Here is a 26062-nt window from a genome sequence, read left to right as displayed (position 1 = left end):
GTCCGCCGGGGCGGAGCCGGCGTGCCTGCATCTTCAGTCCGCGATCATGATCAGGTACCCACTGCCTACCGGACGAGTGCGACGTCACTGCAAGCTGCCCTGGGGCCGCCCTTTCCTTTCGAGCCGCCCTGATGTGGGTTGTCGTCCACGTGGCTCGGGTCGCCGGATCCGAGGGAGCCGGCACAGGGGAACCGCAGGCAGCGGGTCCTGGTCGATGATTCAGTGCGGTCGGGCCGTGTAGCCGTCCACGTACAGGTACGGGGCGGGGATGGCACCGTCCATGTATTCGACGCGTACGCGGTATCCGATCGCCAGCAGGACGCTCGACAGGGCTCCGGTGAGGATCGTCACCGAGGTGCGCGCTTGCCGGCCCGCCGGGGTGGTGCTGTCGATCTCCGACTCGTCCGCCAGGATCCACCCGAGCATCACTCCCGACTGCGACACCAGCAAGGAGATGCCCCGACCGCACCCCTCTTGCGGCGCCTCCGCGTCGAAGACAAGCATCCCGAGTTGGTGCAGGTCGTCCCACACCCGCGCACCCAACTGCGCGAAGGGGTGGCCGTCGTGGCGCAGCAGCGCTGAGGTCCCGGGAGTCACAAGCATGGTGGGACCCTACCCGCCACCAGCGGCTCTACCACTCCAGCCTCTGTGCACACGAGGAAGTCTGCGGCCGACGCGGCCGGGCGGCCGGAGGAAGCGTGCCGCCCGGTTGCATCCCGGGCGGCTACGGCCGCTTCTAGAGGGCGGTCATCTTGGCGTAGGGGCTGGCGATGCGCTTCAGGAGTGCGCCGAAGTCGACCAGGACCGCCACGCCGTTCTCGACACTGGTGACCCGGCCAAGGCCGTAGACGTCATGGGTGACTCGGTTGCCCACGGCGAAGAGCTTGCTCGGGGGCACAACGGCGGCCTTGAAGGGGCTGGACGGCAGGTGACGCTTGGCCATACGCATATTTGTCATTACGGCCAGTATGCCCGCAGTCGCGGCGGCGAGGAAGCCCCGCACAGAGCACGAGCCTGAGGCGGCGCGCAACGTGCGCCAGGACCTTGCCCTTCCCCAGCGCCGGGGTTTCCCATCGGCAGGGGAAACGTTGTGTCCCGTCCTGCGGAACAGCGAGGGCCCCGGTGCCGTGGCACCGGGGCCCTTATGGGGGGATACAACACCATCTACCAGCTGCGTTCGCTGGCTCTCAGTTTCCGCACGGCCCCAAGGAAACGGGGCGCGGGGATCGCGTATACGTGACCGAGGACCACCTTCTTCGTCGATCTGGCCTCTGCGGCGTTCGTCCGGTCAACTAACACCGGCCGGGCGATCCTGATGATGCTCCATACCCTCCTGTTCCTCGAACCTGCCATGTTCCTGTACTTCAACCTGCTGATATTTCCGCCTACTGATGCGCGGCTGGCTCTGTTGTCGCCCATGTAACTGCGGGCTGCCTGGTGGGAGGTCCGCCCCTGGCGCCGTTGACTGCCCGGCCCAGTCGCCTGAGCCCCACCTGTTCTCACCGCGCCGACTTCGGCGCCTACCACGCCGAACCATCCGGCGAGACCTGCTGGTGTTCGCAATGCCAACTCAACTGTTCAACTGCGAGTCACACGTCAATCAATTACTGCGTATTGCATGAACTTCTTCCCTGTCGACCGCCCCTGATCACTGCGGGCAGCCTCCTCGGCAACCGGTCCTGCCGCCATCACGACCGCCTGGCGAAAGAACCCCGCTACCGAGGCCATGTCATTACTGCGCGAACTCAACTGCACCTGCCTCGCCATCCGGAATCTTCCCGGGCGGCGCTTGCTACGAGAGAAACGCTAGCCACTCTCAATGGCAATGTCTACTCCAGCCCCAGTAGATTTCCCCAGTAGGATAAGGCAGGTAGCCTCCTGGTTCCATGCACCGGCAGCCAGGGGTCGACGCCGCGCCCAGGTCCAGGTCAAATCCCCTCAGGACTTGGCGGACCGCTCGTACGCACCGCAGATGAACACCTTGGCTGCCCTGTCCCTGCAGGGGTGCCGCTCGCAGTGCCTCCGGGGGTCAGTCGTTTTACCGGGTACGGATCCCGTTCTCGGCGCTGACTCTTTCGCCCTGGTGGCAGTGCGAGGAGTTTCAGGCCGTCCCGTGGTTGGGCTGCTCGCGCTCGCGCATTTCCTGGTTCAGGCGCAGGGCCTCTTCGAGCTGGTCCTCCAGGATCACGATCTTGCAGGCCGATTCCACCGAGGTGCCGTGGGACACCAGATCGCGCGCCCGTGTGGCGATCCGCAGCTGGTAGCGGGAGTAGCGGCGGTGGCCGCCCTCCGAGCGCAGCGGGGTGATCAGCCCCAGGTCGCCGATGGCGCGCAGGAAGCCGGGGGTGGCGCCGATCATCTCGGCCGCGCGGCCCATCGTGTAGGCGGGGTAGTCGTCGTCGTCGAGTCTGTCGACCGGCTGGTTGGCGTTCAGTATCACTGCACCTCGTCTAGTGGGGGACACACGTCGGGGCCCTGGCTGTGTACCGCGCCAGGGCCCCGACGGACTGCAGACACATCATCAGCCGATGCCGTGGGCACCGGGTTAACCTCTCCGTACCACCTGGTGAAAGGGGTGCGGGCTCCGCAGCTACGCGACCGGGAATCCTCGGCCCTTCAGCTGCGCACGGTTCCGCAGGCCAGTGGGCCGCGGGCGATCCCGAATCTGTGTCGTTCATCAACCGCTGTACTGCACATACAACTGCGTACCGCATTTCCACGGCCCTGCGACCGTTTGACCCGGCAGCCAGCACTGGGACCACCGATACCTGCAACCGGCCCTCAGTACTCCACTGCCGTTCCACCTGCGTGTGCGCGGCAGTTCCGTGTCTGCCGCACCCTGCTGACTTACTTGGCTACGAGAGGAATCTAACCTGCTGCTGCTCGTGTTGTCTAGCGCAGCCCCGATAGATTTATGTCCGTCGCGGCCACCGCCACCAGAGCCATCGGGCCCCAAGGACGGGTTCACGGCGGATCGCGTACAGACGCCCGCCCGGACGCCCACCGCGAAGCAGCCTCGCCACGGCCAGGGGGCAGTGGCCCGGCGGATAGGTCCGCGTGCCTGCCGCAGGCGCGGGCTGCGGGTGCTCCACCGATCCAGCAGGAGAGATGCGCGGCAGGCAGCAGAACCCGGCACCAGCTGAAGACGATGACGTGGACCGTGCCGTCCAGCAGCACGGTGGACCGTCGTACCGTGCTGGCCAATGCCGGCGAGGTACTGGTGAGCACCCTCGAGGTGGAGGCCGCGCTGCGGTGGCTGACGTGCATCCTGGTGTCCGCGTTGGGTGAACTGGTGCGCGATCGGTCTCGTGGACGAGCAGGGGCGGCTGCACAGGACCGTAGTGGCACTGCGACGCCGAGGACCAGCTCACCGGTGATTTCGATACCTACGAGGGACTCCTCCGCGCCTTGGCCCCCGACAACACCGACGACTCCGCCCTGATCGCCGTCCGCACGACGACTGCTCACTGCCCTCACCGAGTGACACAGCTGCGGCCCACGATGGTTCAGATGGTTCCGCGGAGCTTGGCGAGTGCCTCCTCCAGCAGGAGGTCGCCCTCCTCCTGGGTACGACGCTGGCGCAAATACCCCAGATGTGTCTTGTAGGGCACGGTACTGACGGGCGCCGGGGCGTTGTCGCGGTCCGTGCTCGCGACCAGCCCGCACTTGGGGCAGTCCCACTCCTGCGGGGTCACCGCCTCCAGGGAGAACCCGATCCGGACCTCGTGCCCGTTGCCGCACCAGAAGGAGACCACCGTGCGGGGCGCCGACTCACCGCGCTCGTTCTCCCCCATCGGCCCCGCACCGACCTGACTGCCCCGAATACCGCTACTGCGTCCCGCCACGCCCCACACCCCTCATCCCGAACGACCCGCCTCCAAGCCGAAGGCAGCCACCCAGCGTACGGGTAGCAACCGCCTCCGCCCCACCGAGCCGCGTGCCTGGATGGGGCGCCGTACCCGGGGCACTTGCCTGATCCGTATGGCGCTGGGCAGTCACACCAGCGCCGGTACGCGTGTCAACGGTCATTGAGATCCCCAGGTAGGTGGTCGTGGGTTCACCAGGCTGGTGGCCATCAGAAACCCAGGCCTGTGGTCAGTGGTGCTCCTGGGGTGGGGGAGGTCAGTTCAGAGGGACCACGCCCTTGCCGGCGAGGGCTTCGGCGAGGCGGTGGGAGTCGCCGGTGGTGGTGACGAGGTGGGCGTGGTGCATGAGGCGGTCGGTGCTGGCACCCGCGAGGGTCTTGGGCATGATCGTGTCGAAGCCTGAGGGGTGAATGTTGCTGGTCACCGCGATGGAGCGGCGCTCGTAGGCGGCGTCGATGATGCGGTAGAACGCCTCGGCGGCGTCCTCGCCGACCGGCAGCAGGCCAATATCGTCCAAAACGATCAGATCAGCGCGGCAGATCCGGGCGACGGTGCGGGCGGTGGACCCGTCGACCTTCGACTTGCCGATCGCGGCGGTCAGGGTCTCCAGGGTGAACCAGGCCACCTTCAGGTCCTTCTCGATCGCGGCCTGGGCCAGACCCTCGGTGAAGTGGCTTTTCCCGGTCCCCGAGGGACCGGCGATGACCAGGTTCTCGGCTCGGCCGATCCATTCCAGGGTCGTCAGGGAGTTCTGGGTGGGTTCGGGGATGGTGGAATCCTCGGTGCGCCAGGACGCGAGGGTCTTGCCGGTGGGGAAGTTCGCCGAGTGACGCCGAAGGCGTCGGGTGGCGGCGTCGCGGCCGGTGACCTCCTCGGCGATCAGCAGCCGTAGGACCTCGGCGGGGTCCCAGCGTTGGGCGCGGGCGGTGGCCAGGACGTCGGGGGCGGCCTTGCGCATGTAGGGCAGGCGCATGCGGCGCATCAGCTTGTCGAGTTCCTCGGGGATGGCGGGCGGGTTGGGGAAGGACATGGCGGTGCCGATCGTCTGGTGATGGATAGTCAGGGTGGGTGTGGTCAGCGTGGGTTGTTCTGCTGGCCCAGGGCTTGCCAGCCCGAGGTGCCGCTCTGGGCGGAGTGGCTCTCGTCCGCGCGCACGACCTCGCCCAGGGGCGTGCTGCCCTGGAGGTGTTCCAGGATGGAGACCAGGTCGTCGTCGGCGAAGCGTCCGGCTGTGGCTGCCAGCCCCAGGGCCCGGTCGACGTTGTCGCTGCCCATGACGGTGGCCAGCTCGACCGCGCGGGCCATCTTCGCGCGGATGCGCACCGCGCCGGCGGGTCCGGCCTCCTTGAGCCAGCGCCCCGCCCCGGGGCCGATGCCCACGAACGCGATCTCCGCCTCCGAGCGCGGTGCCAGCCGCGGCGCGAGGATGCTCCGGCCCTCGGGGTGGTCGGGGTAGTGCGCGTCGATGATCTGCGGGACCCCCGGGGTCGACAGCTGGTGGCGCCAGATCTCGGCGAGGTCGCCGGTGTCGGTGCGCGCGGTGATCGACAGTTCCTCACCCACCACCCGGCACCACACCCGCTGCCCGGTATAGCCCGGCGGCGTCGAGTAGCGCACCGCGTTGAAACTGACAGTCCGGTCCGCGCCCACCGTCCTCTCAGCGCCCAGCGCCAACGCCAACGGCTCGGCGGGAAGGACGTGCAAGGTCGCACGTTCGATCTCCAGCCGCAGGTCAGGGATCTGCGCGGTCGAGCGGTGGCGCCGCGCGTTGACCTCCAGGCACCAACTGCGGCAGGCATCGGCCAGCTCGGCGAAGGTGTCGTAGGAGGGCCGCAGGTTCGCGGTGGTGGGCACCAGGTCGGCCTTCGCGATGCGGACCGTGGCCTCCGCGCCGCCCTTGGACTCGGGGTCGTAGGGCACGCAGGAGACGATCTGGCAGCCGTAGTGCCGGCCGGCGGCGACCATCTGCGGGTGCCGCACCGGTATCCCCGCGATGTGGTCGACGGTGACGGTCTTCGCGTTGTCGGTCAGGATGTAGGTCGGCGCTCCGCCGATCCTGCGCAACGTGGTGTCCAGGCAGGCCACCAGGGTGCCCAACGTGCAGTCCCAGACCGGGATAACGACCCGGAACCGCGACCACGACAGCCACGCGCAGAACAGCCAGGTCCGCCGCCCGCCGATGCGCGGGCCCTCGCCCCAGTCGAACTGCAGCCACATCCCCGGCTCGGTGATCCACGGCCGGTAGGAGCGCCGCCGCCCGGACCGCCACGCGCCCTTCGCCGCGTTCACCGCCCGCCTGGTCGAGCGCGCACTGCCCGCGAAGCCCATCCGCACGAGCTTGTCGTGGGCCACGTCCGCCCGGATCGCCGCGTGGGTCTGGTCGACCCACTCCTCGATCTTCTCCAGGTAGGCGTCGATCATCTTCGGCCGCGGCGCGTGCTCGAAGGGATTGAGCCCGTGGTCACGGGCCTGGACATACCGCTTGACGGTCTTGGGGTCGTGCCCGCTCAGGGCCGCCGCCGACCAGACGGTCTCCGTCAGGTCGTACGCCTCAAAGATTTCCATGATCTCTCTGTCAGACTTCGTCATAGGACCTCTCCGGCCGGTAGCTGATGCTCGCAAACACCAGCAAACCGGACGGAGGGGTCTTCTTCAGATAAAGGGAGCGATCAGGAACACCACAGGTCAACAGGCCATCCACCTGGATTTCCGGTGGCCATCAGCCTGGACTCAACTGGCCGCACACCTGGACTCTGCCACGGCCGCCGACAGTACGCGGCTGCGGGACGATCACGTCGAAACCCAGTTCAGGTAGTGGCGGCGTACGTAGGGACGCAGACTCTCTCCTGCCGCGTCGGTGCGGGCCGACCGGGGCCCTGGGCCATGCCCTGCAGTGTGTTGCGCGTCGTGGTTCCATAGCGCCTCGGCGGCGGCTTCGGCCTCTTCGGCAGCTGCCTTGGCGAAGTCGCGGTCGGCCTCGCTCAGGACGGCGATCAGCGCGGTGCGGTCCTTGACCGCTGCCCGGCACAGCAGGTACGCACGGAGCTGCGCCCCCGCCAGGCGGCCGGCCAATGCGTCGGGCGTCAGGGCCATCAGGCGGGTGAACTCCCCGCGCAGGTCGGGGGCCTTGGCATAGGCCCGGTCGGGGGCGGGGGCCTCGCACGCACACGTGTCGGTCATCGTGCCTCTGTAGTGCTGCTGACAGCGGTGGGGGGTCGAGTGCGCCCACTCGGCTGCCGACAGCGCGGTGGCCGGTTGCCCGCTGTGTGGGTGTACCGGATGGCCGGCGGCGTGGCGCTGGTCATCGCGGGTTGCTGGGTGGGGTAGACGGATCGTCAGGGAACCGTCGTGTGATGGAGGAGGGGTCAGGTGGCGGTCGGCCGGTGGATGGTGGCGGTATCGGGGATGGTGGTGCTGGTGGTGTGGACAACTCGACGGCAAAGGGCCGACCGCGAGAGGCGGTCGGCCAGCCGTGAGCACCGCAAGTTGGTCAGTGCCGCCGATTGGACTGTTCGCCGGGCCCGTTCAAGGGCCGACCGCGCCCAAACGATGCTGGTCACCGTGGACGAAGTCCTGGTCAAGGCCATGGAGGACTTCGGCTTGACGCAGGTGACGCGCGAGCACGCAGCGGCAGTCCTGCGCGAACGGCTCGCCATGCTGGGTGGCCGCGCCGATATCGTCACCGACGCCGACCTCGATCCACTTCCATACCCGCGCACGGCCTGCGCAGGCCACCGGCCACTGTGGGGAACCCGCAGACGGATCTGGTAGCGGGCCAGCACCGTTTCGGCCGCGGAGCCCCGGCCCGGAGGGCGTCCTGATTCGGCCGGGGCTGGGCTGTGGGGTCGGTCAGACCGTGGCTTCGATCTGGCGCTGGGTGCTGCCGTGACTGATGGCGATCTTGCGGGGCTTGGCTCGGTCGGCCACCGGGATCCGCAACGTCAGGACGCCCGCGTCGTAGCCTGCATCGATGCACTCGGTGTCAAGCGTGTCGCCCAGGAACAGCTGGCGGCTGAAGGAGCCGCGGGGGCGCTCGGACACCAGCAGCTCGACGTTCTCACCGGCGCTGGGACGGCGCTCGGCGCGCACCGTCAGCACGTTGCGCTCCACGTTCAGGTCGATCGATTCCGGGTCCACTCCGGGCAGGTCCAGCTCGACCACGAACACGTCGCCGTGGCGGAACGCGTCCAGCGGCATCGCGGCCGGACGGGCGGGGGTGCCCAGCACCTGCTGGGTCAGCCGGTCCAGCTCACGGAAGGGGTCGGTACGCATGAGCATCTTGACTCACTCCTTCACCTGTTGGGGGATGCACATCGCGACGGCAATTTTTTAGCACACGGTCGCCAGGTTGAGCAAGCTCGACTCAACTCTGTTGGGCGGCCTGTGCGCACCCTTCGCGCCGCAGAGGACAGGTCGGTAGCGCGGTCCGACACCGGGCAGAGAGTGCGCCTCGCGGGGACCGCGACCCGCGCGTCTCGGCAAACCGGCTCCTTCGGCACGAGAAATGCCCAGCAGGATGGACGCGTTCACTGAACCACCGGGACCCCAGCACTGCAGTCTTCCTGGTGGCACAACAGCGCAGGGTCGTAGTCGTGGAATCATCACTCCACGACTACGACTCTGCGCTACTGGTCCGCTCTGCCCGGCCAATGCGGGCTGGAGGTCCTACGCTGCGACGCGCGGACGGCGTGCGGGCTGGCTGCGGGCGACGGGCGCACCGTTCACGGCGCGCGCGGCGGGGCGGTTACGCGGGTTGCTGCGGCCGCCGGCCGAGGCACCGCGGCGGGGGCGTTCGACCACCGGGTTGCTGACCACGACCGGGACGCCGCTGGGTACGCAGGCTCCGGTGATGCGGGCGAGTGCGGCGTCGGCGGAGTGGATCTGGGTGGTGTGCGGGGTGATGCCGGCGGTGTGCATCAGCCGGGTCATCTCGCGGCGCTGGTTGGGCAGCACCAGGGTGACCACGGTGCCGGACTCCCCGGCGCGGGCGGTGCGTCCGCCGCGGTGCAGGTAGTCCTTGTGGTCGGTCGGCGGGTCGATGTTGACGACCAGGTCCAGACCGTCGACGTGGATGCCGCGGGCCGCGACGTTGGTCGCGATCAGCGCGGTGACCTGGCCGTTGCGGAACTGGTCCAGGGTGCGGGTGCGCTGCGGCTGGGACTTGCCGCCGTGCAGCGCGGCCGCCTTGACCCCGTTGGCCAGCAGGTCCAGGACCAGGCGGTCGGCGCCGTGGCGGGTGTCGGTGAACATGATGACCCCGCCGGTGCGCGAGGCGATGTGGGCGATGGCCGCGTTCTTGTCACTGCCCTGGATGTGAAGCAGGTGGTGCTCCATGGTGCTGACCGTCGCCGAGGAGGGGTCGACCGAGTGGGTCACCGGGTCCTTGAGGAAGCGGCGCACCAGGCGGTCGACGTTGCGGTCCAGGGTGGCGGAGAAGAGCATGGTCTGGCCGCCGGGGGCGACCTGGTCCAGGAGTTCGGTGACCTGGGGCAGGAAGCCCATGTCGGCCATCTGGTCGGCCTCGTCCAGCACGGTGACGGTGACCTGGTCCAGGCGGCAGTCGCCGCGCTCGATCAGGTCCTTCAGGCGGCCCGGGGTGGCGATGACCAACTCGGCTCCGCGCTGCAGGGATTGGGCCTGGCGGCTGATGGACATCCCGCCGACCACGGTGGCCAGCCGCAGCCGGACCGCGTGGGCGTAGGGGGTCAGCGCGTCGGTGACCTGCTGGGCCAGTTCCCGGGTCGGGACCAGGACCAGGGCCAGCGGCTGACGGGGCTCGGCCTTGCGGCCGGCGGTGCGGGCCAGGACGGCGAGGCCGAAGGCGATGGTCTTGCCGGAACCGGTACGGCCACGGCCCAGGACGTCGCGACCGGCCAGGGAGTTGGGCAGGGTGGCGGCCTGGATCGGGAACGGCGCGGTCACACCCTGACCGGCCAGGGTCGCCAGCAGGGCGGCGGGCATGTCCAGGTCGCTGAACGCCTCCACCGCGGGCAGTGCCGGGGTGGTGCTCACCGGCAGCGCGAACTCGCCTTGCACAGAGCCGCCCTGACGCTCCCTCGGGGACGAGCTGCGCGAGGTGCGGCGACCGTAGGAGGAGCCGGCGACCTCGGCACGCGACGCCGAGCGGGCATGCGGGCTGGAACTGCGGTCGGTGGAACGAGTGGAACGGATCACGGGGAGGACCTTCCTCGAATGCGGCGCGCGTCGAGGAAGACTCCTGGCCGCGCAGAAGGACGCGGGGAGATCGCACGAACGAGCCGAAGAGAATTGAGAATGCGGAGCGTGGACGGTAGAACCGTTCGGCACGTCACCTACGGTCGGCGCACACCCGGAACGGGCGGCAGAAACCTCGAACCGTACTCAGAGATACGACAGCAGTGAGTCACGGAAGGGCGATACCCGTACGCGGCGCAGTGCGTCTCGCGGGGTGGATCGCCGGTGGCGGAGCCAGAGGGCCCGAGTGCGGGCCAGAATGGTGTTCAAGAGTTGGTGCCACCTGCCCGAACCATGGGTGTACGCGGTTCGGGCAGGTGCTTCGCAGTAACGACTACCGCGGCGGTGGAAATCAGATCGGACGAATGTTCTCGGCCTGCGGGCCCTTCTGGCCCTGCGTGACGTCGAACTCGACCTTCTGGCCCTCAAGCAGCTCGCGGAAGCCCTGGGCGTTGATGTTCGAGTAGTGGGCGAACACGTCAGCGCCGCCACCCTCCTGCTCGATGAAGCCAAAGCCCTTTTCCGCGTTGAACCACTTCACAGTGCCAGTAGTCATATATGTACTCCTTGATGGGGCCTGTTCCGAGACCCGTACGTCACAGGTCTTGGGCCGCCGTGATGATGACCAGCCCGGAGCGTGTCCGGGAAAACAAAAATGCGCCTGTTGGCTACAACCAGCAGGCGCACACATAAGTTCATGGGAACCACAACTGCAACATTCATGACTGTAGCAGGGGCAAGCGTTCTGTGGGGCATCAAATCTCCGCGAAGCAAACTGACGGTCCGTCCGACATACGGCGTCGGCCGAACGCGGGAGCCAACGCCCTCACCGGATACCCAGGCCCCCGGCCCAGGTCTGGGGGTCTGCCCGGCCTTCATCGCACTCCGCCAGGTGTATTCGACTACCGGACGGCGTCGTGTCACCAGGCACCCTTGGCCACGAAGACGGCTGCGCCGTCCCGGCGCACCCCGGCAAGGCGCAGGAGCCGGCCTGCGATCGCAGAGGGGCTGTGGCGGGGGAATCGCGGTAGGTCGTCGGTGCGGGGTCCGCACCGTGCCACCGGCCGTGCGACGCCAGGAAGCCGCCGGCAGGCGATGGTTCTGCGATTGGACGTGATCTAGTCGGATCATCAGTTTGCCGTAGCGGGGGTGCTGGGTAGACCTGGCCGCGTGACCAGCAGTCGTGTGTCCGAAGTACCGCTTCACCAGCTGTCGGAGGACCAAGGCAGGCAACCCACACCACCAGGGTCCTCACCAGCGAGGACCCTCGTCCCCGACAGGGAGCAGCACATGGCCAGTGGAACTGTGAAGTGGTTCAACGCGGAGAAGGGCTTCGGTTTCATCGCCCAGGACGGCGGCGGCCCCGACGTCTTCGCCCACTACTCCAACATCAACGCCCAGGGCTTCCGCGAGCTCCAGGAGGGCCAGAAGGTCGAGTTCGAGGTCACCCAGGGCCAGAAGGGTCCGCAGGCGGAGAACATCCAGGTCGTCTGACGCACCTCCCGGTGATGCCCCGCGTCCGGCCGAGCGGGGCATCACTGCTGTCGCTGCGCCCTAGTCGCGGAAGCGTGCCTGCCGGCCCATCTGGAACCGAGCGAGGCAGGTCTTCAGCGAAGCCCGGGCTGTCCAGGCCAGCAGGTGCGCCGGAGGTTCTCGCGCAGCCGGTTCCTGCTTCTGCTTCAGCACTGTGACCTGTGCGCACCCTGAGCCGCGCTCGGCAATCGCGGTCCGAACCCGCGGAGACGCGTCCACTTCGCGGGCACGACGGCAAGGGCGGCCGTGCGCCGAGCGGCTCTAGGCCGAGCTGCGGCACCCGGACATTGTGCTCCTAGTTCCGACCGCATGCTGCCGCTTCCCTCACGCTGCGTATGCGCCCTCTCACTCCCGCTATGCTCGGGGCTGCGTCGGCCCCAGACCCCGGCTTCGCCTGCCACAGCGCCACACGCGCAGGTCAAGCAGAGGGAGTTGTCCCGTGGATGCCGACATTGATCAGGAGCCGGAGGCCGTCGGGGCGCTGTGCCGCGTGGTCACCGCGTGCGGTGAGCTGGATGTGGCAACCACGGCGGTGCTGCGGATGGACCTCAACCGTCGAGGCAGCCCTGGGGGCGTCCGGCGGCTGGTCGTGGACCTGAGCGCGGTCACCTTCATGGACGCCTCGGCCCTGGGATCCTGTGCACAGCCCGCGACCGCGCCGACCGTGAGGGCGGCTGGTTGCGCCTGGTCTACACCCGGCACCAGATCGGCGCGCTGCTGCTGGCCACCCGCCTGACTGTCCTGCTTCCCTGCCACGCCACAGTCGCCGACGCACTAACTGGCCGCACCAGTCCGACCCCGCGAAGAACACGGATACCCGTGGAGCGCAATCCCGGGACATGAGGCCTCCGCAGCGCATCCCAGCCCCAGCCAGGGGCTCCCAGCCTCGGAGACCAGGGCAGGCTACCTCTCCCGCGAGGTATGGAAAATCTACAGTGGCTGGAGTAGACATCCCAGTAGTGCTGTGGTTATGGTTTCTCTCGTAGCGAAGAAGACAGCGGGGCCTGGCAGAAACGAACTGCCGGGCATTAGTACGAGTAAGTGCAGTTCGCAGGGCGGTGCGGTGGTGGAGTTCCGAAGCCATGACTATTGCTGGATGGCGACGGGACTGACTACCGCACCGGGTGGCCCGCAGTGATCAGGGGCCGCCACAAGCACGACCGCAGGACGAGGTGGCAGTACCGCAGTACAGGTCGCAGCGGTGAAGTTGAGTGGGCAGTACCTCGGTGAAGGCGTCGGCTGCGGGCGCGCGCACCGGGAGGTTCGGCAGTGGGGTTCCAAGCCAGAGCAAGAGCAGGTTGGGCGACGGGACTGGCTGCCGGAGAGTGGCGCTACCGCAGGTCACCAGTAGTTCGCAGTACCGCTTTTCGGTAAGTGATTGATCCCAGAGGGATGAACGGAGGATCCAGGCGCCATCAGGATCGCCCGGGCGGAAGTTATGAACCCGGGTACCGCAGGACATCGATAGTGAGGTGGTCTGAGGTCAAGCAACCGCGATCCCCGCATCCCCGACAGCGACACGGTCGGGCCTGCGGAAACAGAGGGCCGGCGCAGTTCCAGGGCCGGCAGATGGTGTAGCAGTTCCTTCGGGGCCCTGGTGCCAGACGGCACCAGGGCCCCTCCACGCGTTGTCCAGAGAGAGGGACAGATGACAGCAGACGACTCGTTCGGGCGTCTCGACGACGACGACTACCCCGCCTACACCATGGGCCGGGCCGCCGAGATACTCGGCACCACCCAGGGCTTCCTGCGCGCCATCGGCGACGCCGCCTGATCACCCCGCTGCGCTCCACCGGCGGCCACCGCCGCTACTCCCGCTACCAGCTGCGCATCGCCGCCCGCGCCCGCGAACTGGTCGACCAGGGCACCCCGATCGAGGCCGCCTGCCGCATCGTCATCCTCGAAGACCAACTCGAAGAAGCCAGGCGTATCCACACCGAGTACCGCCGCGCGGCCGAGTCGGCAAACCACGCTACCGCAGCCTGACAGGGCAAAGGCCCTCTCCGTCGTCGTCGCAGCCATCGCCCCGCGCCTACGCGACGCCCTCGGCGACATCGCGCTCAGGGGCCACCCGCCTGGCCGGCCGGGCGGGTCTCCCTCTGGAGGCCCTTGGATCACGTTCGAGGGCACCGTTGTTCACGTGCCAGAAGCGTCTAGCCAGACCTACCACGCCAAAGCTCCTGCCCCCCGGTCGCGGCCCTTCTTGAATCTGCGCAGACTGAAACAGAGAGTTGAGCCTCTGCTTGTCAGGAAAGCTTGTCTGGCGCTATAACTTTTCTTCGTGGTGCCCGGCTGGAGCTGATCCGGGAGACCTGGCGTTATGCCGTCCCTGGGCACCCGTGACCATTGACGCCTGTGGAGGAGCTGATCACCTTGCCGATGCCTACCGACGCCCTGCGCGAACTCGACCGCCTCACCCAGCAGCAGGTCGGCACCGTCTCCCAGCCGGCGGGGATGCCCCTTGTCGCCTACCGCGACGGTGAAGTGTTCGTGCTGCGCCTGGACCTGCCGGGCATCGACCCACAGACCGTGGACCTGGACGTGCAGCACAACGTGCTCACTGTGCGCGCCGAGCGTTCCGCCCAGTTGCCGCCCGGTGCACAGGTGCTGGCGGACGAGCGCGTCCTTGGCCGGTTCTCCCGGCAGGTGTTCCTGGGCAACGCACTGGACACCGAGCGGATCGAGGCCCACTACGACCAGGGCGTGCTGAGCGTGCGCGTGCCGATCAGCGAAAAAGCCCGCCCCCGCAAGATCACCATCACCGCCCGGGATGAACGCGAGGCCATCACCTCCTGACCCATCCGTAGGGTCCCGCCGCTCGTGACATGTCGATCTTGCGTGACCTTTTCCCGGCCGCCGACGGCGTCGCCTCCCCGATCGAGGGCGAGGACGACAGCGAGGTCCCCACCTCCCGCGACCCGCCCCTACCGCGCTGCCAGGCCGGCGCCCGAACGACCGGGAAGCGCCGCTAGAAGCCCGAGCCCAGAGGTTCAGCGGCTCCGGTTCGGCGGTCAGGCACCCGTCGGCGCTCACCTCCTCGACTTCGTCCCCACCAACACCGGCGGCAGCACCGACACCGGCACCGGCCACTGACTACCGGTGCCGCGGCTCAGAAGTGCTGCGGCTGCTGCGGGCGAGCAGGTCGTCGGCGTGCCAGCTGAGGGAGTCGTCGACGGCGACGACACCCTCGACCGCACGGACCCGTGCCAGCAGGGCGTTCGCCTGGCTGTGCCGGGCCGTGCAGGCGGTGAGCTGGACCCGACCGTGCTCGCAGTCCACCCGCAGCGAGGCCCGGTCGGCCCCCACGTCGGTGGCGACGGCGAGGTAGAGCACCTCGGAGCGGACCTCCGCGTCGTCCCTGCGCACGGCGCCCAGCAAGTCGCAGAGACAGACCAGGCCGAACAGACGGTTCCGATGGTCGGTGACGGGCAGGTGGTGCACCCGGTGCCGGATGGCCAGCGCGGCCGCCTCGGCGACACCGGTGTCCTCGGGACGGTCCAGACGGGTGCGGACATCAGCTCACCGGCCGTGACCCCGGCGGCACGCCGGCGCAGTGCCCGGACCTGGCGGGTCGCAAAGCGCGTCCCCCGCCCGGGCAGCGCCTGGACGGCGAGCCTGCCGAGCAGGTCGGAGGCGGTGACCAGACCGACGAGCAGGCCACCCTCGACCACCGGAAGCAGGTCGTCGTGGTGGTCGTGCACGGCGGCCACCAGGCTCGCGTAGTCGGCTCCGGGGGCGACCGGAACGACCTGATGGATCTTCAGATCCCTGACCCGGCTGTACCGGGGCAACCCATCCCAGGGGATCCGCGCGTCCTCGGGCCGCGGCTCACGCCCCGCCGGGCCGGTGCTGCCGCCGTGCGGTGTCACTGCCATGGCCTGCTCCTCTTTCCCTGGTCCACGGCCTCACTGTGCCCGCGCCCACCCCGCACCACAGGAGGCCGACCGGCCCCCACCGGACGCCGGACGGCACCCGCGGTTCCCACAGCGGGCCCTGACGGCGCGGCAGAGCACTACGCCTGGATCAGACCCAGGGCCAGCAGGACGTTCAAGCTCGGGCAGTCGGAGAACCCCACCCCGCGGAGCACCTTCTCCGCCTTCGGCAGCCCCATCGACTTCCGGACCTGCCGCAGCCAGTGCGCGTACCCCGGATCCACCGCACTCACCGCACACCCCGAACCCACCACCAGACACCGCCATCGTACGGACCGCACACCCCCCTTGACCGGCGCAGCCGCCCCGACCCCGAGCCCAGGGGAGAAGCCCCTCGACCGTGCTTGGGGCCATCCCCGCGGGCACGAGGAGCAGCCGGCTCCGGCGCAGTCTCGTGAGGGGTTCACAGGAACCCGAGATCGTGCCGCCTCGGCTCAGGGACCGACAGAAGTCAGCGGATCCTCTTGAAGTCGGTGCGCACCGTCACGGCGACCTGGGCGAGGGTGAAACGGACCTCCTCGCCGAAGCGGTAGGGCACCGCCGAGGTGTACTCGTCCCCTTCGGCTCCCGGTACAGAACGCACTCCCCGGTCAGCACATCCACAACCAAGTACACCGGGATGCCGCGCGCAGCGTACTGGTCGAGCTTGCGCCCGTAGTCCTGACCGACCGTGGAACGCGACACGCTCTCGGCAACGAAGTGCACATGCTCCTGCCCGAGGAAAGCGTCCCCCGGACCGAGCACTCCCGCGTCCACCACCAGCACGTCCGGTTCAGGCGTGTAGCCGTCCAGCTCCGGCAGCACCCCCTTGTCCCGCGTCACGTGCAGCCCCGCCTCACCGGCGAGCTGCTCCGCCAACTGCAGCCGGATCGAGTCGCCCGCCTCGCTGTGGGCCTCCGCCACCGGCGGACAGAAACAGACGCCCCCGGTCGAACAGCAGCTTGACCGCCTTGGGCAGCTTCATCGACCGCCGAACCTGCCGCAGCCACTGCGCGTACCCCGGGTACATCGTGCTCATCGCGCGCCTCCCAAACGGCCAACGGACACCGCCACCGTACGGGCCAGCACCTCCCCACGGACTTCACAGCGACAGCTCGCGCCACCGCCGCTCAAGACCCCGGCGCGCTCTCCAGGGGCTTCGCCCTTGATCGAGGACACCGGGTGTCATGCGGCGAGGGTCAGCGTAGTTGATCGTTGTTCGTAGTGGATGGGGCTCTGCTGGCCAAGGGCGGAGTGCCGTCGCCGGGTGTTGTAGCGGGTCACCCAGCGGAACACGTCCAGGCGGGCGGCGCGGGCACCGGGCCAGCGCTTGGCGCCCTTGAGGGTCTCCCGCTTCAGACTGGCGTTGAACGACTCCGCGGCGGCGTTGTCCGCGCTCGTGCCGACAGCCCCGCGCGATCGGACCACGCCGAACTCACCACACAGGGCGGCGAACTCCTTGGAGACGTACTGGGCCCCGTTGTCGCTGTGGAAAATCGCCCCGCGCAGGTCCCCGCCGCGGGTGCCGGCGGCGGCCCGCAGAGCGTCGACTATCAGCCCGGTGCGCATGTGGTCGGCGATCGACCATCCCACCAGGCGCTTGGAGTACAGGTCCAACACCGTTGCCAGGTAAAGGAAGCGGTCCTCGCCGACCGGGAGACAGGTGATGTCTCCGACGTATCTCTGGTTTGGCGCGGAGGCGGTGAAGTCGCGCTGGAGCAGGTCCGGCACCGGGACCGCGTCGGGGGCGGGGACGGTCGTGCGGACCCTCTTCCGCAGGTGTACCCCCACGATCCCGCCGCGGCGCATCAGCCGGGCCACCCGCTTGTGGTTCACCATCCGGCCCTCCTCGCGCAGCTCGGCGGTGATCCGGGGACTGCCGTAGGTGCCGTCGGACTCCTGGTGGAGCTCGGCGATGCGCGCTTCCAGGACCTGGTCGGCGTGCTCGCGCTCGGCGCGGGCCGGCGCGGCCCGCAGCCAGCGGTAGTACCCGGAACGGGAGACATGCAGGAGCCTGCACAGCCGCTTCACGCCGTAGGCGCTGTGGTGGTCGGCAACGAACGTGAAGCGGCTCAGGAGATGTAACGGAATAAGTGGGAGTTATGGTCCTTCCGAGTCATCGCTGGTGGTATACGGATTGTTGTGGCGATACCGGAACGGGTCCTGGCGGTCCTGGATGTGAAGTTCGCGGCGCTCCTGCCGCACCTCGACGAGCGGCAGCGCCGCCTGTATCTGGCCACCGAGGCCAAGGCGTTGGGGCATGGCGGGTCCAAGGCGGTTGCCCGGCTGGCCGAAGTGTCGGAGTCGACCGTCGCCCGGGGCCGCGCCGAGCTGATCGAAGGGGCGGCCCCCCTTGGACGGGTGCGCCGGGCAGGAGGCGGGCGCAAGTCCGCCACTGAGCGTGACCCCGGCCTGGTCGCGGCGCTGGAGGCGCTGATTGAGCCGCGGGAGATCGGAGATCCGGTCTCCCCGCTGCGCTGGACCACCGCGTCGCTGCGAGACCTTGCCGGCGAACTGGCGGCGGCCGGGCACCCGGCCAGTGCTTCGCTGGTCGGCAGACTGCTGCATCAGATGGGGTTCAGCCTGCAGGGCATGGCCAAGACCAGGGCTGGGGCCCAAGTCCCCGACCGTGACGCGCAGTTCCGGCACATCAACACCACCGTCGAACAGTTCCTGGCCCAGGGCTTGCCAGTGGTGAGCATCGACGCGAAGCAGAAGGAGCCGATCGGCGACTTCGCCCGCGCTGGCCGCAGCTGGCGGCCGCAGGGCCAGCCCGTCACAGCCCCGGACCACGACTTCACCGACCCGGACACCCCGATCGCGATCCCGTACGGCATCTACGACCTCGCCAATGACTCCGGCTGGGTCAACGTGGGCACCGACCGCAACACCGCCGCGTTCGCCGCGGCCTCACTGCGGCGCTGGTGGATGAAGCAGGGCCGCTGGGACTACCCCGACGCCACCAGCCTGCTGATCACTGCAGACGCCGGCGGGGCGAACGCTGCCGACTCCGTGCTGTTCAAAATGGACCTGGCTGCCCTCTGCGACGAACTCGGACTGAGCATCCGTGTCGCTCACTTCCCGCCTGGCACTCAATGCCGTTGCTTGAGTCAGTGAAGTATCGCGTGGTGCAGGGTGATGACCTTGGTTGTGATGCGCCGCGTGGGCCGCCGGTCGCGGCTGTTGATCCGGTAGGTGAGTTTGGAGGAGTACTTCGAGTCCGGCCGTTTGAGGTGCCGGTCAGCCTCACGCAGTCGCCTGGCTCCGTTGTCGAGTTTGCGGCGGACTTTCATCGCGAGTACGGCCAGGAATTTCTTGATCTTCGTGGGGGTGTTCGCGCTCTGGCGGACCACGCTGCGGCGGGTGTGCTTGAGGACCTTCACGAACGAGATCCGGTCCGGGTCGATCCGGTTGTCGTCGGCCAGTTGCATGACGACCCGGGTCAGGCAGTGGTGCACTGCCAGGTGCGCCCACACCTCCTGCCGCACGAGATCGGGGTCGCCGGAGCGCAGGACTTCGGCCGGTCCGCGCTGGAACGTCTTGATCTGCCGAAACGCCGACTCCGCCTCCCATCTTTCCCGGTACAGGGCTGCCAGTTCGGCCGCCGGAAAAGCCGCCGGGTCCAGTAGGTCGGTCAGCAGCCGCACCACTTCGCCGCCGTCGACGCGGTACTCGATCACCCGCACCAGCACCCCGCCGGGGTGCGCGCCCTTCTGCCCGGCCAGGTTCATCCTCCCCAGGTAGGTGCCGTCACCGAGATGCTTGACCGGTCGGTGCGCGACCGGTGAACGGGCCCGCAGGAGCAGGTGCGATCCGGCCTCCAGATAGGCCTTCCACAGGGCGACTCCGGGAAAGTTGCGGTCCATGACCACGAGCATCCCGGCCGCCGAGCCAGCCAGAGCGATCGCCAGGTCCCGCTCACCGCCGTTGAAGCCTCCCACAGCCGCGTCGACCTGCGCATGGGTGCCGCACTCGGTCAAGGTCACCACCCGCACCTGCGGAAACCCCGCCGGCTGCCCATTCTTGGACGGGCCCCCGAACGCGGTCCGGTTGGCCGCTGTGTCCGGCGCGTCGAGCACGAACCCGTCCACCGCGGCCAGGCGCATCCCCTGGTAGAACGAACCGGGGAGGTCCTCCTGGGCCAGTGGGCCGGACAGGGCCCGGTACACGTACTCCAGGACCCGCGGCCCCAGCCGCTGCCGAGCCCGGGTGAACGACGCCTTGTTCGGCACATTCTCGCCCATCCCGGCTATCGCGCCCACCAGGTTCTCCGCCACGTCGTCGTACGAGTCCTGCTGGAACAGCGCCAACGCGAGGGTGAAATACACCATAAACCCGGCCGGCAACGCGCCCGGCTTCTTGTCGCGGACCCCGCACTTGGCCAACGCCTCGGCGACAAGCTCCGGCGTCACCCACCGGGTGAGCACCCCCAGGCGCACATGATCGGATAACCCCACCCACGGATGCATGCCCAGAACAACGACCGCACCCAGCCGACGTCACGTACAACTGCTTGCCATCTCAAGCAACGGCATTGGCCTGGCACTTCAAAGTGGAACAAGGTAGAGCACCGATTGTTCTCCCGCATCACCCACAGCCTCCGCGGACAGCCGCTGACCAGCTACGAAGTCCTACTCCAGACCATCTCCGCCACCCGAACCAAAACCGGACTGACTGTCCAGGCCGTCCTCGACGAGAACGACTACCCCACGGGCCGCAAGCTCACCAAGGCCGAACGTCGGGCCGTGTCCCAGCGCGTCACGCGCGACGAGTTCCACGGCGAGTGGAACTACGTCATCGCCCCTCGCGCCCCCGCGGCGCCCAGCCCGCCACCCCGTCCGCCGACACCGGCCATCCCGCCCGATGTCACCTATCTGCTGACCCACCCAGCTCTGACCGGGATGACCCGCGAGCAGTTCGACCAACTCGTCCACCGGCTCGAACCCTGCCGAGACCTCCTGGCTGAAGCAAACCGCCAAGCCGAGGGCCGCGACCGGCGGGGCCGCAACCCCGGCTTCGGGGTCCTTGACCATCGCCATCGGGTGCTGGCTGCCCTCCTCAGCTCTCGCAACACTGTCACGATCACCTTGATCGCCCGACTCCTCCGCCGCCCCCAGACCACCGTGGCCTACCACGCCCACGCGAGCAGGCCGCTCCTGGCCTTCGGGGGAACCGAGATGACCGCGATCCTTGCCCACCGTCCGACCCACCCGCCACGGAGCGTCGAAGCACTGAAAGCCGTGATCGAAACAGGCAGTAGTTGAATTACGGCTCCTCACCAGTTCGTCTCGCCCGCAAAATACTTCGCTGCCCGGTGCAGGATCTCCCGCTCCATCTCGAGTTCCTTCACCCGGGCCTTGAGCTGCCTGTTCTCCTTCTCCAAGGCGCTCGACGCCGCCGCGCCGGGCACAGCGGCCTGCTCGGCCTCGCGCACCCACACGCGCAGCGTCTCGTGGTTCACTCCCAGGTCCCTGGCCACCGCGGCATACGTACGCCCGGGGCTGGCCCGGAACAAAGCGACGGCATCGGCCCGAAACTCAGGCGAGTACTTCGACGTCCCCAACGGGAACTCCTGTCCTATGGATCTTCACGATCCAATGATCAGGGTGTCCTCGATCAAGGGCAAAGGCCCGCGCATGTCGAGGTCGTCGCTGTCGGCCCACTCCGCCCTCTCGTGCTCCTCCACGTCGCCTTCGCACAGGATCGACCCGGGCTTCTCACGCAGGTTGGCGAAGGAGTAGACCATGCCGTCGCGCAGGATCCAACCGGCGACCCGCTCCCCTGCCATGGCCAGCGCCTCACCGGCTGCGCGGTAGTCGCTGCCGAAGCGGCTGGTGGCAACGAACAGCGAGTCGGGCATCGCTGCCACCTGCAGCAAGTTGGTGGTGAGGGTCTCGATGAGCGAGGGCGGGTGCAGGTAGAGCCCGGCGTCCCTCGGCATGGCCAGGTCCAGCAGCGCCGCGGTCAAACTTCTGCGTCGCCTTATCGATTCGGATGGTGCGCCGCGCGCGGGTCGCCGCATCAGGGAAGGCGGCCTTCACCTCGACCCACCAGGCCTCCTCCAGTTCGGGGTGGGAGAAGATCAGAATGACGGGGGCGTTCCCGGACAACCACATATCCAAGTCCCGCTGATCGCATAGGTAGTGGAAGCCATCGGGAGTCTCGCCCTGGAACAGCCGTTCCTGCGCTTTGCTCTGCACCAACAGCGTCAGGTTCAGCACGGCGCCGGTCCCGGATTCCACGAGGTCGATGTGGCCGTCGATGCCGTGATCGACACGGCGCGGGTGAAAGAGATACCCCATCTGCAGACAGCGCCGATTGATCAGGTCGATGCCCTTCTCCCCGATCAGCGTCTGCTTGGTCATCGTCTTGCGGTCGGCCATTCCCGTCCTCCCAGGGACCGGCGCCAAGCTCGGTGAGGCGCAAGCTCCCATACAGCACAGTACGTGGTGGCACTGACACAAACCGCTGGAAGTGGATGGTGATCAAGCGCACCAGCGTCGAGCATCGTCGCCCACCCGGCAGAAGCGCGGTCCGCGTCGCGCACGTCAAGTTGCCGCCAGCCAGGCGGTTGCTTCAGGTCGTTCCACGCAGCCCGGGCATCGCCGCCAGCGGGGTGCGCTCCCTGTCGCATATCACAACCCGGTTCTACGCTCATATGCATGGCGAACGGGGTGTTCCACACCGGGTACCGCACCGTGATCGAGCTCAGCCACGCAGATCTCGGCAATCCCGACCGGCCGGGACTGTTGGAGGAGATCACCCAGCCGATCGACAAGCGCGACCGTGCACTCCTGGAGTGCCTGGAGCACCACAACGACGGTGTCTGCCAAGCCGAGGAGGACGGAGAGCACACCCCGTGGATGACGATCCAGCGTCGGCCCGTCAATGGGCACAGCGTCCTGGTCGCGGCCCACCTGCCGATCCGCAGGATCCCGACGGCCGAGGAGAGCGACAAGCACAAGGCCATGAAGGAGCGCATCGCGCGCAGCGCCGAGCGCCACGGCCTGGCCGCCGAGGTCGAAGCACGCAGCGCGGACGGCAAGGTCCGCAGCGATGTCCTGGTCACCGGACCCGGAGGCCGACGCATCGGATGGGAGGCGCAGTACGCGCCGATCACCGCCGGCACGGTCCGTCGCCGCTCCCAGGCCTCCGCCGACGCGGGCATCGTGCCGCTGTGGGTGACCAACAGCGACCGGGCCACGTTGATCGATCGGGCACCGTGGGCGCGGGTCGACGACTTCACCTGGAAGGAGATCGCCTCCCCGCAGACCATGCTGGTGCGCGCGGGCGTACGGCACCTCCAGTGCTGGAAGTGCCTGCCGAGCAGTGAGCGGCCCTGTCCTGACACGGGCAGTTCCTGCGGCCGGTTCCACGCGCAATGGATGCTTCCCGTGCTGTGCCTGCCGCCGAAACCGCCCACCGAAGTCGACCACCTAGTCGTGGCCAGCGCCGACGGCGAGTACCTGCCGATGCGCATTCCCAGTCAGCGTGATCCCCATAGCTTCTCGCTGATGTGGGTGCCCGCCGCCGACCGCGAGCGGTGGCTGGAGATCTACGGGCCCAGCGACGACAAGGAACCCACCCAGCCCGAGGCCGAGGACGGCCTGACCTTCACCAAGCAGGACCTCGACCCGACCTGCCGGTACGGGGACGAGACGTTCGTCTTCAACGACCCCCGGCCCCGGCGCGGGGACGTCGGCGGCACCGGACTGCACACCTTCGACGAGGTCCCCCCTCGGCTGCTCGTGATCCCGCAGATCCAGCAGCGCCTCGATCTCACCGAACAACAGCGCTGTGCCGCAGCCGCTCTGCAGCACTGCAGGCCCTGGGAGGTGGGCCCGTGCGCCGGATGCGGCACACCGATCAACCGCTACGGAGCCAGCGGCCGGCACGCCTGTGGAAGCTGCCGCGCCCGAGTCACTGCGGGACGCCGTTGACGGCATGAATCGGTGCCCTGCGCGGACCACAGGGAACGCGCAGGTACCGCCCAGTGCTTTGACCGCGCAGGTTCGCCGGGTTGTGCCGTGCGGCTCAGCCGCCGATCAGGCCCAGCGCACGCAGGCTCTCGGCGGTCTCCACGACAGTGGTCTCGACCGCGCGGGGGCGCCAGCCCAGATCCGCGCGGGCGCGGTCGTTGTGGATGACCAGGTGTGGGAGCTCGTCGCCGGGGGCCTGCGTGGTGGGGGCGTTGGCGGCCTGCGGGCCCAGGTGGCGGCGCAGGATCGCGGCCACTTCCAGGAAGGTCAGTGTGGGGCCGTCGGCGACGGCCAGGTAGCGCTTGCCCGCCGCCTGGGGCACCGCCATGGCGCGAAGGTGGGCGTCGGCCACGTCGCGGACGTCGACCAGGCCAAAGCGGAACCGCGGGGCGACGCTCATGGTGCCGTCCAGCATCGCCTTGACCAGGTGGGTGGAGGAGCGCAGGTCGGTGGTGAGGGTTGGACCGAGGATGAACGTCGGGTTGACTACAACCAGCTCGGTGTCGCCGCCCTCGCGCTGCATCCACTCCCAGGCGGCGCGTTCGGCGACCGTCTTGGAGCGGGGGTAGGGAGCCAGTCCCGGGGTGTCCGGATCGGTCCAGTCCTCCTCCGAGTAGTCAGCACTGGGCTTGGGGGTGTAGCCGACCGCAGCGAAGGAGGAGGTCAGCACGACCCGCCGGGCCCCGGCATCGCGGGCGGCGCGCAGCACCCGCAGCGAGCCCGCGCGAGCCGGGACGATCAGCTCGTCGGGGTCCTGCGGCTGGACGGAGGGAATCGGCGAGGCGGTGTGGTGCACCTCCTCGCAGCCGGCCAGGGCCGCGGCCCAGCCGTCGTCGGACATCAGGTCGGCGGTGACCACCTCCAGCCCGGCGTCCTCGGCTCCGCCTCGGCGCACCGCTGTCCGCAGGCCCTCCTCCTGGCCCTTGGAACGAACGGTGGCGCGCACTGTCCTGCCCTCCCGCAGCAGCGCGGCGATCAGCTGCGTGCCCAGGTAGCCGTTGCCGCCGGTGACCAGAACCGGGCTCATCGCAGCACCTCCAGACGACGGGCGGCGTCCATGGACGCCTGAACGGCTGCGGCCTCGGCGACGGTGTCGCCGCGGTCGCGGGCATCCCACAGCGCGGCCTTCTCACGCAGGTACTCGAGCCGCAGCCGCCGGGCGGCGATCTCCGCCTGGATCCGTTCGGCGTGCCGCAGCAGCAGGTCCCGCTGCTCGCCCGCGCTCTCCTGGCGGCGGCCGAGGTTGGCCTGGTAGGTGCGCATGTCCTCGATGCCCACGCCGACCGCACGCAGGCAGGCCAGGGCTTCCAGGGTGTGCAGGTCCTCGTCGCGGTAGCGGCGGTGTCCGCTCTGCTCGTCGCGGTCGATCGGGCCGACCAGGCCGACCTGCTCGTAGTAGCGCAGGGTCGGCTCACTCAGCCCGCTGCGCCGTGAGACGTCTTGGATGGTGAACGCTGTCATACCCGCAGCGTCACACACCTCAAGCGCTTGAAGGCAAACCCGGCAGCGGAACGGACCACGAACACGGCGAACCTACACGGTCACAGCACCAGCGCGGTGGCGTCACGGGTTGTAGGTCTGCTTCCAGCGGGCCTGGTGGTGGCGGTCCCCCTGGCCGGCTCCGTTGACCTCTGCCAGGGCGGGCAGGGTGGTGCCGCTGTTCCACAGGCCCAGGTGGTCGCGGTGGACAGCGAGGATGTCGTGCTCCTGGGCGAAGGCCACGGAGGGGCGGGTGAAGCGGGTGGTGGTGACGAACACGGCCAGATCCGCCTTGAAGTGGACCCGGGCACCGAGCAGGTCGCGCATCTCACGGCTGGCGATGGCGCTGGAAGGCGTATAGCGCTTGCACTGGATCACGAAACTGCGCCCGTCGGGCATGATCCCGCGGACGTCCGCACCGTTGTCGCCGGCACCGCCGACGACCTGGACGCGGGTGCATCCGTCCCTGCGGCACAGCCCGGCCACGAACTCCTCGAACTCGGTGCCCGACATCGAGTCGACCTCGGCCAGCGTGCGGTGGCCGGCACGGACCTGGTCCTCGGCCCGCCACCGCTGGTCTTCCCCGCGCAGCCTGCGGTGCGTGCGCCACAGGCGCCCGCTTGCGACGCCGACCACGGCCAGCAACGCGATGCCGAGGACGTAGGGCCACACCTTCGCCCAGAAGAGGATCAAGGCTATGAGCAGGAGCCCGACCACGGAGATACCCGCCAGACGTAACCTCCGACGCCGCTCCCGCTTCTTGCGGCCCGACAATCGACGCGCACGCTGCTTCGCCACTGCATCCCCCTCATGCCGATGTCGCCCGTTGCAGTGTGAGCGGGTTCCCTGCCATCGGGGAAGACCGCCTCGACGCCTCCTGGACCCATCACCCGCTCCCCCGGCAGCCCACAGGCACTGGGAGCAAGCAGGGCGGCTCCGCGCTGGCCCCGGCCCTTGAGCTGGGTGATCCGCCCGGAGCGGTGATCGGGTCGGATGACGCTCGCAGGCGTGCCAGATGAGTTGTATCACTGCGAGTTACAGCCATCCTTGGGACCACTTTGGGACCAGACGTTGTGCGTTG

The 26062-nt window shown here is 68.7% G+C and carries 25 protein-coding genes and 6 pseudogenes; 9 read left to right on the top strand and 22 right to left on the bottom strand.

Translation table 11 applies throughout. From position 1 onward, the window contains the following. Window positions 1-219: 219 nt before the first annotated feature. From ACXKR8_RS38560 to ACXKR8_RS38530, 7 genes are all read right to left on the bottom strand, one after another. Window positions 220-603, bottom strand: coding sequence for a hypothetical protein (locus ACXKR8_RS38560; protein ID WP_458269172.1), 384 nt, complete (start codon window positions 601-603; stop codon window positions 220-222). A 133-nt stretch (window positions 604-736) separates the two neighbouring features. Continuing rightward, the gene (locus ACXKR8_RS38555) at window positions 737-958 is read right to left on the bottom strand and encodes a hypothetical protein (protein ID WP_458269171.1); all 222 of its coding nucleotides are present in this window, start codon (window positions 956-958) and stop codon (window positions 737-739) included. A 1143-nt stretch (window positions 959-2101) separates the two neighbouring features. Further along, window positions 2102-2440, bottom strand: coding sequence for a MerR family transcriptional regulator (locus ACXKR8_RS38550; RefSeq protein WP_458269170.1), 339 nt, complete (start codon window positions 2438-2440; stop codon window positions 2102-2104). A 1066-nt stretch (window positions 2441-3506) separates the two neighbouring features. Continuing rightward, window positions 3507-3845, bottom strand: coding sequence for an RNA polymerase-binding protein RbpA (locus ACXKR8_RS38545; protein WP_458269169.1), 339 nt, complete (start codon window positions 3843-3845; stop codon window positions 3507-3509). Window positions 3846-4122: 277 nt separating this feature from the next. Beyond that, window positions 4123-4896 (bottom strand): IS21-like element helper ATPase IstB, encoded by a 774-nt coding sequence (gene istB, locus ACXKR8_RS38540; RefSeq protein ID WP_458267423.1) that lies wholly within the window; start codon window positions 4894-4896, stop codon window positions 4123-4125. Between the two features lie 44 nt (window positions 4897-4940). After that, window positions 4941-6455, bottom strand: a complete 1515-nt coding sequence (gene istA, locus ACXKR8_RS38535) for an IS21 family transposase (protein WP_458267424.1) — start codon at window positions 6453-6455, stop codon at window positions 4941-4943. A 201-nt stretch (window positions 6456-6656) separates the two neighbouring features. Next, on the bottom strand, window positions 6657-7046 hold the full coding sequence (locus ACXKR8_RS38530; protein WP_458269168.1) for a hypothetical protein: 390 nt from the start codon (window positions 7044-7046) through the stop codon (window positions 6657-6659). 189 nt (window positions 7047-7235) lie between these two features. Between ACXKR8_RS38530 and ACXKR8_RS38525 the strand changes: the two genes are divergently transcribed. After that, window positions 7236-7637: a hypothetical protein gene (locus ACXKR8_RS38525; protein ID WP_458269167.1), complete on the top strand. Its 402-nt coding sequence runs from the start codon at window positions 7236-7238 to the stop codon at window positions 7635-7637. A gap of 78 nt (window positions 7638-7715) precedes the next feature. Here the strand turns inward: ACXKR8_RS38525 and ACXKR8_RS38520 are convergent, their stop codons facing one another. From ACXKR8_RS38520 to ACXKR8_RS38510, 3 genes are all read right to left on the bottom strand, one after another. Continuing rightward, a complete protein-coding gene (locus ACXKR8_RS38520; RefSeq protein ID WP_458269166.1) occupies window positions 7716-8144 on the bottom strand; it encodes an Hsp20/alpha crystallin family protein in 429 nt (142 codons plus the stop codon). 387 nt (window positions 8145-8531) lie between these two features. Beyond that, on the bottom strand, window positions 8532-10037 hold the full coding sequence (locus ACXKR8_RS38515) for a DEAD/DEAH box helicase (protein ID WP_458275202.1): 1506 nt from the start codon (window positions 10035-10037) through the stop codon (window positions 8532-8534). Between the two features lie 394 nt (window positions 10038-10431). Next, window positions 10432-10635, bottom strand: coding sequence for a cold-shock protein (locus tag ACXKR8_RS38510; protein WP_458269165.1), 204 nt, complete (start codon window positions 10633-10635; stop codon window positions 10432-10434). A 734-nt stretch (window positions 10636-11369) separates the two neighbouring features. Here ACXKR8_RS38510 and ACXKR8_RS38505 point away from each other — a divergent pair. The 5 genes and pseudogenes from ACXKR8_RS38505 (at window position 11370) to ACXKR8_RS38485 (ending at window position 14584) form a co-directional block, all read left to right on the top strand. Beyond that, window positions 11370-11573: a cold-shock protein gene (locus tag ACXKR8_RS38505; RefSeq protein WP_458269164.1), complete on the top strand. Its 204-nt coding sequence runs from the start codon at window positions 11370-11372 to the stop codon at window positions 11571-11573. A gap of 478 nt (window positions 11574-12051) precedes the next feature. Further along, on the top strand, window positions 12052-12348 hold the full coding sequence (locus ACXKR8_RS38500; protein ID WP_462100011.1) for an STAS domain-containing protein: 297 nt from the start codon (window positions 12052-12054) through the stop codon (window positions 12346-12348). 912 nt (window positions 12349-13260) lie between these two features. Then, window positions 13261-13598 (top strand): annotated as a pseudogene (locus ACXKR8_RS38495) (MerR family transcriptional regulator). Window positions 13599-13967: 369 nt separating this feature from the next. Further along, a complete protein-coding gene (locus ACXKR8_RS38490; RefSeq protein ID WP_458269162.1) occupies window positions 13968-14408 on the top strand; it encodes an Hsp20/alpha crystallin family protein in 441 nt (146 codons plus the stop codon). 38 nt (window positions 14409-14446) lie between these two features. Further along, the gene (locus ACXKR8_RS38485; protein ID WP_458269161.1) at window positions 14447-14584 is read left to right on the top strand and encodes a hypothetical protein; all 138 of its coding nucleotides are present in this window, start codon (window positions 14447-14449) and stop codon (window positions 14582-14584) included. 121 nt (window positions 14585-14705) lie between these two features. On the opposite strand, the gene ACXKR8_RS38480 is transcribed toward ACXKR8_RS38485, so the two are convergent. The 5 genes and pseudogenes from ACXKR8_RS38480 to ACXKR8_RS38460 all read right to left on the bottom strand — a co-directional run. After that, window positions 14706-15113: a CBS domain-containing protein gene (locus tag ACXKR8_RS38480; protein ID WP_458275201.1), complete on the bottom strand. Its 408-nt coding sequence runs from the start codon at window positions 15111-15113 to the stop codon at window positions 14706-14708. Between the two features lie 511 nt (window positions 15114-15624). Continuing rightward, a complete protein-coding gene (locus tag ACXKR8_RS38475; protein WP_458269160.1) occupies window positions 15625-15768 on the bottom strand; it encodes a hypothetical protein in 144 nt (47 codons plus the stop codon). A gap of 227 nt (window positions 15769-15995) precedes the next feature. Beyond that, complete coding sequence (locus tag ACXKR8_RS38470) at window positions 15996-16127, bottom strand: hypothetical protein (protein ID WP_462100766.1); 132 nt, start codon at window positions 16125-16127, stop codon at window positions 15996-15998. Window positions 16128-16132: 5 nt separating this feature from the next. Beyond that, window positions 16133-16447 (bottom strand): annotated as a pseudogene (locus tag ACXKR8_RS38465) (Uma2 family endonuclease); the annotation flags it as partial. A gap of 261 nt (window positions 16448-16708) precedes the next feature. Next, a pseudogene (locus ACXKR8_RS38460) lies at window positions 16709-17602 on the bottom strand (IS3 family transposase); the annotation flags it as partial. A 63-nt stretch (window positions 17603-17665) separates the two neighbouring features. On the opposite strand from ACXKR8_RS38460, the pseudogene ACXKR8_RS38455 reads away from it, so the two are divergent. Then, window positions 17666-18616, top strand: a pseudogene (locus ACXKR8_RS38455) (ISAzo13 family transposase); the annotation flags it as partial. Between the two features lie 17 nt (window positions 18617-18633). Here the strand turns inward: ACXKR8_RS38455 and ACXKR8_RS38450 are convergent. Continuing rightward, window positions 18634-19992: an IS4 family transposase gene (locus ACXKR8_RS38450; protein WP_458269158.1), complete on the bottom strand. Its 1359-nt coding sequence runs from the start codon at window positions 19990-19992 to the stop codon at window positions 18634-18636. Between the two features lie 39 nt (window positions 19993-20031). Between ACXKR8_RS38450 and ACXKR8_RS38445 the strand changes: the two are divergent. Then, a pseudogene (locus ACXKR8_RS38445) lies at window positions 20032-20787 on the top strand (ISAzo13-like element transposase-related protein); the annotation flags it as partial. A gap of 12 nt (window positions 20788-20799) precedes the next feature. Here ACXKR8_RS38445 and ACXKR8_RS38440 read toward each other — a convergent pair. The 3 genes and pseudogenes from ACXKR8_RS38440 to ACXKR8_RS38430 form a co-directional block, all read right to left on the bottom strand. Further along, a pseudogene (locus tag ACXKR8_RS38440) lies at window positions 20800-21086 on the bottom strand (transposase); the annotation flags it as partial. Between the two features lie 24 nt (window positions 21087-21110). Beyond that, window positions 21111-21383, bottom strand: coding sequence for a hypothetical protein (locus tag ACXKR8_RS38435; RefSeq protein WP_458269157.1), 273 nt, complete (start codon window positions 21381-21383; stop codon window positions 21111-21113). Further along, complete coding sequence (locus tag ACXKR8_RS38430) at window positions 21322-21906, bottom strand: DUF4365 domain-containing protein (RefSeq protein ID WP_458269156.1); 585 nt, start codon at window positions 21904-21906, stop codon at window positions 21322-21324. Before ACXKR8_RS38430 ends, ACXKR8_RS38435 begins: the two co-directional genes overlap by 62 nt. A 279-nt stretch (window positions 21907-22185) precedes the next feature. Here ACXKR8_RS38430 and ACXKR8_RS38425 point away from each other — a divergent pair, with 279 nt between their 5' ends. Beyond that, window positions 22186-23463, top strand: a complete 1278-nt coding sequence (locus ACXKR8_RS38425; protein WP_458269155.1) for a competence protein CoiA family protein — start codon at window positions 22186-22188, stop codon at window positions 23461-23463. Window positions 23464-23557: 94 nt separating this feature from the next. Here ACXKR8_RS38425 and ACXKR8_RS38420 read toward each other — a convergent pair whose 3' ends face one another. The 3 genes from ACXKR8_RS38420 to ACXKR8_RS38410 all read right to left on the bottom strand — a co-directional run bounded on the left by ACXKR8_RS38420 (window position 23558) and on the right by ACXKR8_RS38410 (window position 25674). Continuing rightward, window positions 23558-24529 carry an NAD-dependent epimerase/dehydratase family protein gene (locus ACXKR8_RS38420; RefSeq protein WP_458269154.1) on the bottom strand — a complete coding sequence of 324 codons (972 nt, stop codon included), beginning with the start codon at window positions 24527-24529 and terminating at the stop codon, window positions 23558-23560. Next, window positions 24526-24963, bottom strand: a complete 438-nt coding sequence (locus ACXKR8_RS38415) for a MerR family transcriptional regulator (RefSeq protein ID WP_458269153.1) — start codon at window positions 24961-24963, stop codon at window positions 24526-24528. Before ACXKR8_RS38415 ends, ACXKR8_RS38420 begins: the two co-directional genes overlap by 4 nt. Before the next feature lie 102 nt (window positions 24964-25065). Continuing rightward, entirely contained in the window at window positions 25066-25674 is a 609-nt protein-coding gene (locus ACXKR8_RS38410) for a restriction endonuclease (protein ID WP_458269152.1), read from the bottom strand. Between the last annotated feature and the right edge of the window lie 388 nt (window positions 25675-26062).

Source organism: Streptacidiphilus sp. PAMC 29251, assembly GCF_054208735.2.
Note: the sequence above shows the minus strand (reverse complement) of the source record. Positions and strands in the feature narration are given on the sequence as shown.

Bases quoted from the DNA above. Each gene is read 5' to 3' on its own strand.
- ACXKR8_RS38555 (WP_458269171.1), bottom strand. From the start codon at position 958: ATGACAAATATGCGTATGGCCAAGCGTCACCTGCCGTCCAGCCCCTTC.
- ACXKR8_RS38450 (WP_458269158.1), bottom strand. From the start codon at position 19,992: ATGCATCCGTGGGTGGGGTTATCCGATCATGTGCGCCTGGGGGTGCTC.
- ACXKR8_RS38510 (WP_458269165.1), bottom strand. From the start codon at position 10,635: ATGACTACTGGCACTGTGAAGTGGTTCAACGCGGAAAAGGGCTTTGGC.
- ACXKR8_RS38430 (WP_458269156.1), bottom strand. From the start codon at position 21,906: ATGGCCGACCGCAAGACGATGACCAAGCAGACGCTGATCGGGGAGAAG.
- ACXKR8_RS38560 (WP_458269172.1), bottom strand. From the start codon at position 603: ATGCTTGTGACTCCCGGGACCTCAGCGCTGCTGCGCCACGACGGCCAC.
- ACXKR8_RS38435 (WP_458269157.1), bottom strand. From the start codon at position 21,383: ATGCCCGACTCGCTGTTCGTTGCCACCAGCCGCTTCGGCAGCGACTAC.
- ACXKR8_RS38530 (WP_458269168.1), bottom strand. From the start codon at position 7,046: ATGACCGACACGTGTGCGTGCGAGGCCCCCGCCCCCGACCGGGCCTAT.
- ACXKR8_RS38415 (WP_458269153.1), bottom strand. From the start codon at position 24,963: ATGACAGCGTTCACCATCCAAGACGTCTCACGGCGCAGCGGGCTGAGT.
- istB (WP_458267423.1), bottom strand. From the start codon at position 4,896: ATGTCCTTCCCCAACCCGCCCGCCATCCCCGAGGAACTCGACAAGCTG.
- ACXKR8_RS38425 (WP_458269155.1), top strand. From the start codon at position 22,186: ATGGCGAACGGGGTGTTCCACACCGGGTACCGCACCGTGATCGAGCTC.
- istA (WP_458267424.1), bottom strand. From the start codon at position 6,455: ATGACGAAGTCTGACAGAGAGATCATGGAAATCTTTGAGGCGTACGAC.
- ACXKR8_RS38420 (WP_458269154.1), bottom strand. From the start codon at position 24,529: ATGAGCCCGGTTCTGGTCACCGGCGGCAACGGCTACCTGGGCACGCAG.
- ACXKR8_RS38505 (WP_458269164.1), top strand. From the start codon at position 11,370: ATGGCCAGTGGAACTGTGAAGTGGTTCAACGCGGAGAAGGGCTTCGGT.
- ACXKR8_RS38520 (WP_458269166.1), bottom strand. From the start codon at position 8,144: ATGCTCATGCGTACCGACCCCTTCCGTGAGCTGGACCGGCTGACCCAG.